The organism is Helicobacter bilis, assembly GCF_001999985.1.
Taxonomy (GTDB): Bacteria; Campylobacterota; Campylobacteria; order Campylobacterales; family Helicobacteraceae; genus Helicobacter_A; species Helicobacter_A rappini.
Genome location: NZ_CP019645.1, coordinates 1209695 through 1222216, shown reverse-complemented (window position 1 = coordinate 1222216; position 12522 = coordinate 1209695). Strand labels below are relative to the sequence as shown.

10 protein-coding genes are annotated in these 12522 nt (G+C 34.9%); 4 read left to right on the top strand and 6 right to left on the bottom strand.

From position 1 onward, the window contains the following. Positions 1–32: 32 nt before the first annotated feature. Together XJ32_RS05710 and XJ32_RS05705 are read right to left on the bottom strand one after the other, a co-directional pair. Positions 33–1007 (bottom strand): aldo/keto reductase, encoded by a 975-nt coding sequence (locus XJ32_RS05710; RefSeq protein ID WP_077388631.1) that lies wholly within the window; start codon positions 1005–1007, stop codon positions 33–35. Between the two features lie 189 nt (positions 1008–1196). Further along, the gene (locus XJ32_RS05705; protein ID WP_077388630.1) at positions 1197–2978 is read right to left on the bottom strand and encodes a hydrogenase small subunit; all 1782 of its coding nucleotides are present in this window, start codon (positions 2976–2978) and stop codon (positions 1197–1199) included. 206 nt (positions 2979–3184) lie between these two features. Here XJ32_RS05705 and XJ32_RS05700 point away from each other — a divergent pair, with 206 nt between their 5' ends. After that, complete coding sequence (locus XJ32_RS05700) at positions 3185–5200, top strand: nitrilase-related carbon-nitrogen hydrolase (protein WP_077388629.1); 2016 nt, start codon at positions 3185–3187, stop codon at positions 5198–5200. A 217-nt stretch (positions 5201–5417) separates the two neighbouring features. On the opposite strand, the gene lon is transcribed toward XJ32_RS05700, so the two are convergent. Both lon and XJ32_RS05690 read right to left on the bottom strand, forming a co-directional pair. Continuing rightward, a complete protein-coding gene (lon, locus tag XJ32_RS05695; RefSeq protein ID WP_174566016.1) occupies positions 5418–7925 on the bottom strand; it encodes an endopeptidase La in 2508 nt (835 codons plus the stop codon). 30 nt (positions 7926–7955) lie between these two features. Next, positions 7956–8588, bottom strand: a complete 633-nt coding sequence (locus tag XJ32_RS05690) for an outer membrane protein assembly factor BamD (RefSeq protein ID WP_077390166.1) — start codon at positions 8586–8588, stop codon at positions 7956–7958. A gap of 222 nt (positions 8589–8810) precedes the next feature. Here XJ32_RS05690 and fliW point away from each other — a divergent pair, with 222 nt between their 5' ends. After that, a complete protein-coding gene (gene fliW / locus XJ32_RS05685; RefSeq protein WP_004086083.1) occupies positions 8811–9224 on the top strand; it encodes a flagellar assembly protein FliW in 414 nt (137 codons plus the stop codon). 475 nt (positions 9225–9699) lie between these two features. Here the strand turns inward: fliW and XJ32_RS05680 are convergent, their stop codons facing one another. Both XJ32_RS05680 and XJ32_RS05675 read right to left on the bottom strand, forming a co-directional pair. Next, positions 9700–10329, bottom strand: a complete 630-nt coding sequence (locus tag XJ32_RS05680; RefSeq protein ID WP_077388627.1) for an NUDIX domain-containing protein — start codon at positions 10327–10329, stop codon at positions 9700–9702. A gap of 9 nt (positions 10330–10338) precedes the next feature. After that, complete coding sequence (locus XJ32_RS05675) at positions 10339–11703, bottom strand: peptidoglycan DD-metalloendopeptidase family protein (protein WP_077388626.1); 1365 nt, start codon at positions 11701–11703, stop codon at positions 10339–10341. Between the two features lie 187 nt (positions 11704–11890). Here XJ32_RS05675 and XJ32_RS11845 point away from each other — a divergent pair, with 187 nt between their 5' ends. Continuing rightward, on the top strand, positions 11891–12061 hold the full coding sequence (locus XJ32_RS11845) for a hypothetical protein (RefSeq protein WP_155116633.1): 171 nt from the start codon (positions 11891–11893) through the stop codon (positions 12059–12061). Between the two features lie 85 nt (positions 12062–12146). Further along, complete coding sequence (locus XJ32_RS05670) at positions 12147–12395, top strand: flagellar biosynthesis anti-sigma factor FlgM (RefSeq protein WP_005216841.1); 249 nt, start codon at positions 12147–12149, stop codon at positions 12393–12395. Positions 12396–12522: the final 127 nt, after the last annotated feature.

Genomic DNA, 12522 nt, shown 5'->3' with positions numbered 1-12522 from the left:
TCTTATAATTATAGGGTAAAGTGAATAATCCCCTAGCAGTCCCAGCCAAAAAGGCTTTTATTTGTATCAAGCTGCGTGATAGAATCTCTCTCTTTTTGCGTTAAGCTAAAGTCAAAAAGTGTGAGATTTTCTTGCAATTTTTCAAAGCTTGAAGCCTTTGGGATAATACTCATTCCTTTATCTAGCAAAAATTTCAAAGCAATTTGTGCGGTGCTTTTATGATGAGCTTTTGCTATGCTTTGCAGAGTCTCATTTGTAAAAATGCCATTTTTCCCACAAGCTAAAGGACTCCACGCTTGCAAGTGAATGCCTTTAGATTCTAAAAATTTTTGCAATGTGTGCTGTTGAAAGAAAATATGTGCTTGGACTTGATTTAGCACAGGCTTAACACGCACAGAATCTAAAAAATCCTCCAAAAATCTGCCATAAAAATTTGAGATTCCAATCGCGTGGATAAGCCCTTTGTGATACGCCTCTTCACAGGCTTTATACATTTCTTTAGCATTTGCGTAAGGCTCGTGGATTACAAGCAAATCTACATATTCTAGCCCTAGATTTTGTAGGCTACCCTCTATGCTTTGCCACGCCTTTTTGTAGGACATATTTGATGAAAGCTTTGTGGTGATGAAAAGCTCATTTTTTTGCAATGGGCGGCTTAAATCGTTTGAGCTAACTTCGCTAGATTCTCTATGGGCTGATTGCTTGTGTGGGTTTGAGATTGGCGTGGTGCTAGAATCTACAATGCTATTAGAATCTAAATGTGTCGTGGAATGAGTGCTAAAAACCCCAAATTCTTTTGTTTGCAAACTAGAATCTTTTAGGCTTTGCGTAGCTAGAGCTATGCCCACTTCCTTTTCATTCTCATACATTTGAGCAGTATCAAAGAGTCTGTATCCAATTTGCAGGGCATTGTGAATTATTTTCACACCTTTTTGCCCTTGCAGTCCATAAGTCCCAAGCCCAATACTAGGCATTTTTATGCCATTATTTAAAGTGATATATTGCATTGTTGTCCTTTAATATTTTTTTGAATCTTAGATTTAAGCTTGGCATTATAAAGCCTGACACTTGGTGTTTGTCAAGGGGGAAATATATTAAGTTGTTATAAGATTTTTAGAATCTCAACGACTTATCCTAGAAAAGGATAAGCATTTGGGACTTTATATAGACATAGATTCTAAAACATATCCCACAAGCTAACAAGTAAGCACAATGATCATTTTATCCTTTAGATTTTTGGTAAAAATTTGCTGGATAAAAGGTAGCTGAAAAATCTTACCTTGCAATACGATAGTATCATGTGCTGTGTCTATAATCTCAACAAAGGCATTTGCTAAATCACACGCCATGCTATATGCTAATCCATACATATCTAGCCCACCTATGCGATATGCCATAGCAATGGATAATGCCTTTGTATAATCAAGTGTGTAGCCTTCATCATCTTTTTTAAACTTAAAGCCCAGCTCACTAACATGTGGAAATTTAAAGTCTTTTGCAAGTTGCAGTATATGTGTGGCTTGAAAATTTTCACTTAAGGCATTAAAGCTAGATTCTAACCACGCATTAATCATGTTTAATTCACTCTCAAGCAATTCAGCATCATCTAAAATCAGCCCAAAAAGGCTAAATATATCATTGATATTCTTGCTTACTCTTTCAGTATCACTAAGCTTCATTAGACTTTCATAGCGATTTTTCATTGTATTTTGATAGTTTGCATATAGCCTTTTTCCTTGCTTATTCTTGCTTTCATAGCTTTGCAGTGTTAGCTTTGGATTGAGTGAGATAGAGCAGGTTAATAGCGATTTATATTCATTATTTTCATAAGTTATCATACTGCTTTCATCTGTATTTAGGTTTATAAATAGGCTTTTTGTGCTTTTTAGTGTGTTTGCAAAATCGATATATTCTTGCGTATTTTTTATAGGAGATTCTAACTTTTTAAGGATTAGGGGGATAATTTTTGGCATGAACTTTTCATTAAGAGTAAAAAAGCTTTTATTGCTTAAGGGCTTTTCAATATTGCCAAAATTATCCCAAAAGTTTGGCTCACTGCAACCAATACAGCCATGTCCGCCTTGCACAGGCCAGCTTGTCTTTGCGTTGAATTTCACTTTCGGGCAGTTATTGTAAGTATATGGACCTTTACAGCCGACTTTATAGAGACAATAGCCCTCTTTCATATTAGAATCATCAAAAGATTCTACAAAATCACCAGCCATAAAAGAGCTTTTTCTCTCACATAAATCATGCACACTTTTGCTATACGCCCATAATGGTCGTTTCAGTGAATCAAGGCTAGGAGATTCTGCAAATAAATAATAATAAAGCAGTGTTGCTACAATGTTTTTATCACTTGGCGGACAGCCCGGGACATTGATAATCTCTCTTTCAAAAATCTCACTTAAAGCATGTCCATTTGTAGGATTTGGATACGCACTCTGAATCCCACCAAAGCTAGAACATGTCCCAATGGCAAATACCGCTTCTGCATTATGTATTAAATGCGAGATTTCATCATAGCCATTTCTATCCCCAAGCGTGATATAATCCTTTGCAAAGCCCATAGGAATGCTGCCCTCAACAAGCAATACATACTTTTCATGTGAGTTTGCATGCTCCAATGCGGCAACTGCCCCATGTCCGCTTGATACCATCACTAAATCATGATAGACAATCTTAAATATATCAAAGAGTAAGACTTCAAAGCTAGGCGTCTCTGTCCGCAATAAACTCTCACTACACCCCGTGCATTCTTGTAAATGTAGCCATACCACCTTTAAATCGCCCATGTATTCTAGAATCTCTACGCAAGTATCAAGCATGGTTTTTGGCACACTGATGAGTGAGAGCTGGTCTTTTAGCCATGCTTTTGTAGAATCATTTTGTAATATTGTGCTTTTTGTCGTGTGCGATAGAGCTTTTAAACGATTTTGTAACTTTGCCTCAATCTCTTCTTTTTGTAATGCTGCCATTGTCTCTCCCTAATATCCATGGTATAGAATCTGTAATATTGTATCACACTTTCATGTATTACAGATATAAATTCCTATAAGCTTGTGTGTGGTTTTCATGCGTTATAAAAGATTCTAAAAGTCGGTTTGCCATAATTACTTCATCTAAAGTCTTGCATTTATGATAAAATATCGCATTTATAGCACTAAACAATAAAAGGCTTGTTTTGACACAAAACTCACAACAACATATAAATAATAGATTCTATAACTTTTTAAAGACATTCTTTATAACATGTAAAACAAAGCATTTTCTTGTATTGCGACATGCGACTACATATTTACATACTACTTCTTTATTACAAGTTTTATTTTGCTATCCATTTTATATTTTTTCCCCATTACTACTTTCTAGGATTATGCAAGGTGGGGTTACCCAAGCAATACCTACACAAACATTAAAAAAGCAAACAAGATTCAAAAAAATACTACATAAAGCAATGGTGGGTATATGTTTTGGCTTTTTATTTTGGTTGCCATTTTGGTGCTTTATATTAGAATCTATTCTGCCACCTATTTTGTATGGAATCTTTTGTGTTTTTTTAGTGGCTTTTATGCTGTATATCTGTGCTATACTGATACGCTTAAAAGTAGAATCTCACAATAACACACTAAGTAAAAAGCCTCTAATTCACGCTAAAAAATATGTCGTTGATACTGCATTACCCTTTTTTCTTGTATTTATAATATTTTGTGTTGGAATCTTTTCTTTACTACATAAAAATACTTATATAGGTGTTAGCCTGTGCTATCCTTTAAGCATTGCTATATTTTTATTCATGCCGCGAATGTATCGCTTTTGGTTTGGGTTTTTTGTGGGGATTTTTGGATTCTACTGGATGACACTTAGCTTTCGCTTTGAGGGTTTGAGTCTGCTTATACCTTTTATTGTTATTTGCGTGGGAATTATTTATGGTTTGTTTTTTTGGATTCTATTATATTTTCAGAATCTAGTATGGCGTATCATCGCTATGGCATCACTTTTTATTCTTCATCCGCTTGATTTTAATTGGCTAAATATTGCGTATTTAAGCTCATATAGCGTTTTTGAAGCATCACTTTTAAGTCTCTTATGCGTTGCTTTTGCGTGTTATTTTATCATCACAAAAAGTGCCCTACAACTCCTTGCCCCATTATTATTACTCATGTCTTTAGACTATGATATGACAAGACAAGACCCAAAACTACAAGCAAAAATCATAGAAACACAATACAAACAAGATATGCGTTGGGAAGAAGAGAATAGAGAAAGTATAATCGCTAATAATTTAGAAGCTATACAACAAGCAATAGATGAAGGCTATCCACTTGTAATCCTGCCTGAAACAAGCTTTCCTTTAATTCTAAACACACAAACAGAGCTGTATCACAAGCTGCTTGATTTAAGCAGACATATCACTATTGTAACTGGGGCTATGCGTGTGCAAAATATGGATTTTGGTAAGTTTTTAGATTCTAGTCATTGCGATACAAACAACACAGACTTGACACAGAATCTAGATTTTAATGCTTGTCATGTTGAGCGAAGCGAAATATCCAAAAGCTTGAAATCTAGCAAAGATTTTTCAGCTACAGCGCAAAATGACAATAAACAGAATCTAGATTCTAAAACAAACTCAAAAACTACATACAACAAAATAGATTCTATAAACACACACAAAAAGCATTCATCACTTTTCACACTTGATACTTTACAGCAAAGAGAAAAAACACTAGATTCTGATTCCATAGAATCTAGCTATATCAATACGCCGACTAAAGATTTTGGCTATTATAATAGTGTCTATATTTTCTCAAAAGGACATAGTCTCATCGCAGATAAAAACGCCCTTGTGCCTTTTGGGGAGACACTACCATTTAATGTTATTTTATCGCCGATTTTTGAAGAGATTTTTGGCGATAGCTTTGGATTCAATAAAGGTGATGAAATTATATCCTTTATCACTCAAGGCTTACATGTGGCTATTGCAAACTGCTATGAGGGGACTATGGAGCTACCCTATAACACGGGGGCAAAATACATTCTTATGTTAAGCAATAATGCGTGGTTTTACCCATCAACACAACATTTTATGCAACAAATGATTGTAAAATATTACGCACGAAGCTTTCAAGCCTTTATCTATCATTCTACAAACCACACACCAAAGGCTATTATTACACCAAATAATGGCAGGGATTAGATTCTAAAGATTTTGAAAAGGCGAAACATCTTTTTGGATTCTGGGCTTTAAGATATTTCCCTTTTTTCGCTTCACTCAAGCTCAATACGGCAAACAAAGATTCTGTGTTTATCTAAGAATCAAGCTGCGAAGAAAAGATTTCAAAATTATTATGGAATCTTGTGTTTTGTGTAGTATGTTGTGAGACAGATTCTAATTCTTTAAAATAGCTTAGAATCTACAAAAGCACATGTTTAAAGACTTCATCAATATTTTGGACTGCGACTATTTCTAGGTTTTGCTGCACTTCTTTTGGTATATCTTCTAAATCTCTTTTATAGTTTTTAAGTGGGATTAGAGCTTTTTTAATATCTGCTTTATAGGCTGCTATAAGCTTTTCTTTAAGCCCTCCAATAGGCAAAACTTCACCGCTAAGATTAAGCTCGCCCGTCATTGCCACATCTTGCCTTACATTTTTATCAAATAGGATTGAAGCAATAGCACACGCCATAGTAATGCCGGCACTAGGACCATCTTTTGGCGTAGCACCCTCTGGGACATGCAGGTGAATATCAAGCGTTTCTGTGGGGCTTTTATAGGTGCTAGATTCTGTATCTTTTGTGGTTTCTGTGTTGTCTTTAGATTCTGTATTACTCGATTTAGCATTCAACTTTTTAAAGTCTTTTTGCAGGGTCTTATCAAGTCTATTTTTCACAACAGAGTAAGCGATATAAGCAGATTCTTTCATCACATCGCCTAATTGCCCTGTGAGTTTTAGATTGCCCTTACCAAGTAGAGACAATGCCTCAATCTTTAATACATCGCCGCCGACTGCCGTCCATGCTAGTCCATTGACTACACCAAGCCTTGGCTTTCTCTCTGCTTTGTCAATCTCAAATACACTTTTTTTCAATAATCTTGTTAAATCTTTCACGCCTACTTGTATAGTCTGTGCCTTATTACTTAGAATCTCGACTGCGGCTTTACGCATGATTTGTGCTATTTTCCTGCGGAGATTCCTTACTCCTGCTTCCCTTGTGTAGTTATGGATAATGGTCTCCATGGCGTCTTTAGAGATTTTTATCTCATCTGGTCGTAAGCCATGATTTTTAATCTCTTGTGGAATGAGATATTTTTTTGCTATCTCGTATTTTTCCTGCGGTGTGTAGCTACTGATTTCTATAAACTCCATTCTATCTCTAAGCGGTGCGGGAATGAGTGAAATATCATTTGCCGTTGCGATAAATACGACTTGCGATAAATCTATGCTAAAGTTTGCGTAATAGTCTCTAAAACTCACATTCTGCTCTGGGTCTAGAATCTCTAAAAGCACACTTGTAGGATCGCCCCTTACTCCCCTTACAATCTTATCGATTTCATCAAGTACAACGACTGGATTCATCTTTTTAGAATCTATTAAGCCTTGCACGATTCTACCCGGCATTGAGCCTAGATATGTGCGTCTATGCCCCCTCAATTCATTCACATCTTCTAATCCGCCTAATGCAATCCTTACAAGCGGTCTATTAAGGGCTGTTGCTATTGAGTTTGCAAGGCTAGTTTTACCCACACCGGGTGCACCATAAAAGCAAAGGATAGTGCCTTTATGCTTTTCGTTTGTATTGATAGTCTCATCGTTTTTAGAATCTTCTTTTAACTCTTCTTTTTTAGATTCTATTCTTTTAGATTCACTTGCTTTATCTTTTGCTCTTTGCTCTAAAAGCTGTTTGACTGCAAAATATTCTACAATCCTTTGCTTTGCATCAACGAGTGAGTAATGATCGCTACTTAATTGCTTTTCTACATTTTTAATGCTTAGCTTTTTACTGCTTATACTTGTAAATGGAATCTCTAGCATCCATTCTACATAGTTTTGCACCATATTTGCATCAGAGCTATCAGGATGAGCGCGGGATAGTCTATCAATTTGCTTTTTAATCTCTTTATATGCGTCTTCGTGCATACCGCTTTTTAACTCTTCTAGTTTGCTATAATATTGGTCTATCTCTTCATCTCTTTGTTTATCAATGCCTAATTCTTTTTGAATCTGTTTTAATTGCTCTTTTAGGAAAAATTCGCGATTAATTTGATCCATTTTTGTATGCACTTTTGATTTTATATCTTTTTGTAATTTTTGCGTTTCAATCTCTTCTAGCACCATTTGAGTAGCAAGCATAAGCCTATCTTCTGTATCATTGCTAGAGAATAGAATATAGCTTTGCTCCTTTTTTAATCGCAAAGTAGAAGTTACTAAATCTACAACTTTATTTGGATCATCTGTGCTTTCAATATTGCGTAATAAATCAGGCGAAATGTTTTGACTTAAATGTGCTAGGGCATTAATCTTTTCCATAAAGACTGCTAGAAGTGCATCTATTGTCTGCTTATTGCTTGGCTTATAAGTGATGACTTCAATCTGTGCTTCTAGTGGCTCTACATTGATAATCTCTGTGATTTTGCCCTTTGAAATTCCTTGAAATAGAATCTTTATACGCCCATCAGGCAAACTCACCTTACGCATGATTTTACCCACAACGCCTACATCATAGAAGGGCACATCATTATCTTTTGGATTATTTTTCGCACAAACCACAAATATATTTTCATTACCTTTTTGAGCCTTTTGCACGGCTGCTATATTTGCTTTATCCGAGATAAAAATGGGGGCAATGATAAAAGGAAATACAAACATTTCTTCTTCTACAACGACAGGCAATGTAACTAATGCTTCATTTTCTTTATCCATAATAATCCTTTCTTTGTATTTATATATTTTCTACCAGTTGAGTAGCACCATATACCATGGCACCTTTGATGGTGTTGGCTTTGTGGCTTCCTGCAAGTCAGAATCTATTCTTTCCTTATATATCTGTTCTGCTTCTTTTTGATCGTTTTTTTCATACACTCTTGCAATAGCCTTATTCAGCTCATTTTGCCCTAGCACAAATTTTACTTCCATTTCATGCACGAAAGGCATGTATCTACTATTTGGATATTTCTCCATAAATTCTTGTATTAAGATTATAGAATCTGTCATAAATTGTTGATCTTTTGAAGCGTTTTTAAATGCGTATAAATGCGATTTTAACCGCAAAAAGCTAATATAATCGGCATTATTTGCATTCCCATATCGCTTTAAATATTCTTTAAAATAAAAGTCAGATAAAATATATTCTTCATTACTTAAATGAGCTTGTCCTAAGGCTAACATTGCCTCTGGTATAAGTGGCGAGTTTAAATGCTCGCTTTGTAAGGAAGAAAAATAGCTATCAGCTGTCTCTAGATTCCCAAGTCGTATGTTTTTAAAGATTCCTTCATACCAAAAACTTGCTGGTTGATTATAGACAACTTCTTTATCCTTATTACTACATGCCATAAACAAGCATGATAAAAATAGGCATAATAACATGGTAGAATAGGAAGAAAATGTATTGTAAAGTGTTTTATTTTGCAAAATAAACTCCGCTTAAAAAATAAACGATATTATATAAAAAATTCGTGTTATGTTTGCATATTTATAAACTTTTTGGTAAAATATTCATTTTGCTATATAGCTTTAAGGGCTTAAGAAATACTAAAAGCATTGTGTATGTAGCATTCGCAACTTATAATGTTAATCTCGGAGAGTGTTATGATTTTTGAAGTCAAGTCGCCAATTTTAGGTTTTGAGCATGTTAATAAGATGAAGCTAGAAAAGCTTGATGAAGTTTTTCTGCGATTAACAAATGCTGATGATGCGACACCAATTTTTACTCTAGTTAATCCATTTGTTTTACGCGAAACTTATGAATTTGAAGTGCCTATGGCATTAAAACTATTGCTTGATTTAGAAAATAGTAAAAATATTCTAACCGCTAATATCATGGTTATGCAAAATCCAATTGAACGCTCAACGATTAATTTCCTTGCACCTTTAGTTTTTAACTTTGACAATCTCACTATGGCTCAAATCGTCCTTGATAGCATTAAATACCCACATTATAAACTCGCAGAACCAATAGCTAACTACTATCCACAGGATACGGACGCACAACCGCAAGCATAACCCTACACTTTTTCTCTCTACAACGCACCTATGGGCTATTGAAGCATCCGCTACAATTCAAATTATTGTGCATCGTGGTGCATACACTTCTCGACCTAATACACTGCTATCTTTATATAGATATTAGCTGTAAATTGAGATCCAAACAGAAATCAAAGCAATATAAACAAAAAAAACGCAGCGTATTTTGTATGCTTTACTTACTTACATTTAATAAAATAAACATGTAGTTTTATATGCTCTATTAGCACACAAAACATGCTTTTAATCAGTAAAATCTTAGATTAAACAAAAAAATTATATAGAATTATAAGAAAATCATTACATAGATAAATGCGTATTTGCTATAGTGAGTCAAAAGCTTCATGAATAAAGACTCTGTAAGTGTTGATGTATGGGTTTTGGGTTTGGTAAGTTGGAGTGAAACTACCCATATCGTAGCCCCTTGCAATACAACACAAACACGCCCTATGTTTCACACAACAAACTTTTGTCGTTCAAACCATAAAATCGCATACACAAAAGATTGTGTTGTAGGGCATTTAGAATCTTGTAAGAATTCATGTATAAGCTCTCTTGGCACAAAGATAATGTCAATATATTCTTGCTCATCTTTATTACCACCGCCCTCACTCACTCTATCTTGTTCGCTTACTTCTGCATAAAAGAGATATTGACGCGCTCCATTCATACCTACGCTGCTATAAAATTGATTGATTAAAACTAGCTTGTTTGCTTCTACATGATAACCGCATTCTTCTTGTATCTCTTGGACTGCAATCTCGTTTGGGCTAATATCTTTATCGCATAATCCTGCACATAGCTCATACATAAAGCCATGCAAGGGATTTTTCAAAAATACACTTACTCTAAATTGTCGCACAAGGATAAAGCCATCTTTATCTCTATTATAAAGCAAAATTGCAACACTATCATTGGCATTTGCAATATCCCACACTTTTATATCATTGTTTTCTTTGAATCTTACTTGTTGTAGTTGCAGGTATTTTGAAGTTGTGAGTGGGCTTATACTAAGAATTTCTGGTGTGTTTGGAAGTGGCAGGGGTGTATTTTGTCCTTTGTAGTAAAGCATGTTTGTTGGCATAGCATTCCTTTATTGTGAAGTATTATCGCTTGTGGTGTCGCTATACTCAATCTCATCAGAATCTTCATCTAATGAGTCATCATGGATAAGAGTTTTTTGTATCACAAAGGTATTGTTATTAAATGTCGCATTTTTCACAAATGTATCAAGTATTTCTTTTGCTTCCTTTGCAAACTCGCTAAAGGCTTTTTTATCCTTCCCGCTTAACTCACTGCGTGCGGTTTTAATCTGTCCTAATGGATTAATAGACTTGTTATTCTTATATACACCAAAATGTAAATGCGGTCCTGTGCTAAGTCCTGTGCTACCGACATTACCTATATATGTGCCTTGTCTTACATAAGTGCCAACACGACTGCTTTTTGCAATTTTACTCATGTGGGCATATAGGGTTTTAATCCCACCAGAGTGATTAATCTCTACAACCTTACCATACCCACCTTTTACCCCAGAAAAAGTAATCCTTCCCTCACCTGCTGCATAGATTGGCGTGCCTGTAATAGCAGCATAATCCACGCCATAATGCGGACGCACATAGCCTAAAACGGGGTGTCTTCGCCCTGATGAGAATCTAGAGCTTATTCTGCGATATTTTACCGGTGTAATTAAAAAGAAGTTTGCCATCTCTTTTCCATCTAAATCATAATAGCGGTTTTTATATCCAAATAGATATTGAAATTTCTTATTAGATTCCACAGCAATGGACTTTATATCGGGAGCACCGATTGGCTTTCCTAGTCTGTATTGTCTTAGATAGACTGCTGCGATTCTATCGCCTTTTTGCACGACTTGACGCATTTTATATGCGGCGATGAACTCTTGATTTAGCTTTGGGTCTTGCGTTGCTCCATATAATGCGCTTGATGGTCCGCCACCATCTTGGATTTGTGCTACAACTTTTTGTTCTAATTGTATTGAAATAATGGGGATAATCTCAAGGCTGTATTGCTCTTTTGCAAAATCATAGAAAATATGCACCTGTGTGTCTGCATTTAATGACAAAAAAGCCTGCACCAGATTCCCTAAAGAATCACGCACAACAAACACATCGCTATCTGTTTTTACATCAGCGACTAACTCTTTATCTTCTGGGCTAAGGTTATAATATGTCTTTTCAGAGATATTATTTTTTGCTAAAAAGCCCAAGAAAGTTGAGCCATACTCCCATTTATACTGCTCTGTGTAGGTTGCGTAGAATCCATTTGTTTTTGTGGGCTTTGAGACTTTAGATTCTATCTCTTTTGTGCTATTATCTGTATTTTGTGGATCTCTACTTGATGAATCTTTACCTAATAAATCTTGGCTTTCTGTGCCAAATACTGCTATATTCATCGCAACGCAGTATAGAAGTATGATTTTGCAAAAAATATTCATTGCTCTTTTACTTTCCTTTTTTAAAATACTTCACAAAAAAATTAAAATATGTTAGAATTTTGGTATTATATTTGCTAACATTATGTTTGAGATACTCTTATTTAAGAGTGTCATAAGTGAAATAAAGGTTAGATTATATCTTTTTTTTGTATATAAATCTTAATTTCACAAGTTTAAAGGCTAGAATGTGCGAAATTGGATTTATCCTACCATAGTTTTTGTGTGTTTTCTTTACGCAATGGCGTTTATTCTCTTTTATACATATAAGGGGGCAAATTCATATAGCGGTGGAAAATCACAAGGTGGCACGACTACGGTGGAGAATTTTCAATCAGAAATGAATAAAAAGATTCAATAAAATTTCAGCACAAAATTCAGTAGGACACTTGAATTTTTTATATTTTAGCCGATTTAGTAAGAAAATCTTTTGTAAGGAGACAAATATGAGAATTGCTAGCAGTATAGCGGCTTCCGTTCAGCAAACTCAAGCAAGAGAACGAAATGATATAAACCGCAATTATGAAAAAAGCGTTGAAAATAAGCAGCAAGAAAATAATCTATTCTCAAATGTTGGCGATAGAAAGCATAGCGATAGAATCGCCCAACTTAAAGAAGATATTAAAAATGGTAACTATCAAGTCAATTTAGCTGCAACTTCTGAAAAAATGGCACAAAGTTTGCTTAATCTCTAGTATAAGGACAGATTCTACATTATGCTAGAGTATCTAGGGAATTAGAGAATCTAGCAGATACAGAGAATAAGCTTTTTAGCTTCACTAAGATTTTTAAGATTCTGTTATTTAAACTTTAGATGACAAG

What these genes read in the sequence shown, in the direction of transcription:
- XJ32_RS05690 (WP_077390166.1), bottom strand. Translation starts at nt 8,588, where the DNA reads ATGTTATTATGCCTATTTTTATCATGCTTGTTTATGGCATGTAGTAAT.
- XJ32_RS05675 (WP_077388626.1), bottom strand. Translation starts at nt 11,703, where the DNA reads ATGAATATTTTTTGCAAAATCATACTTCTATACTGCGTTGCGATGAAT.
- XJ32_RS05670 (WP_005216841.1), top strand. Translation starts at nt 12,147, where the DNA reads ATGAGAATTGCTAGCAGTATAGCGGCTTCCGTTCAGCAAACTCAAGCA.
- fliW (WP_004086083.1), top strand. Translation starts at nt 8,811, where the DNA reads ATGATTTTTGAAGTCAAGTCGCCAATTTTAGGTTTTGAGCATGTTAAT.
- XJ32_RS05710 (WP_077388631.1), bottom strand. Translation starts at nt 1,007, where the DNA reads ATGCAATATATCACTTTAAATAATGGCATAAAAATGCCTAGTATTGGG.
- XJ32_RS05680 (WP_077388627.1), bottom strand. Translation starts at nt 10,329, where the DNA reads ATGCCAACAAACATGCTTTACTACAAAGGACAAAATACACCCCTGCCA.
- XJ32_RS05705 (WP_077388630.1), bottom strand. Translation starts at nt 2,978, where the DNA reads ATGGCAGCATTACAAAAAGAAGAGATTGAGGCAAAGTTACAAAATCGT.
- lon (WP_174566016.1), bottom strand. Translation starts at nt 7,925, where the DNA reads ATGGATAAAGAAAATGAAGCATTAGTTACATTGCCTGTCGTTGTAGAA.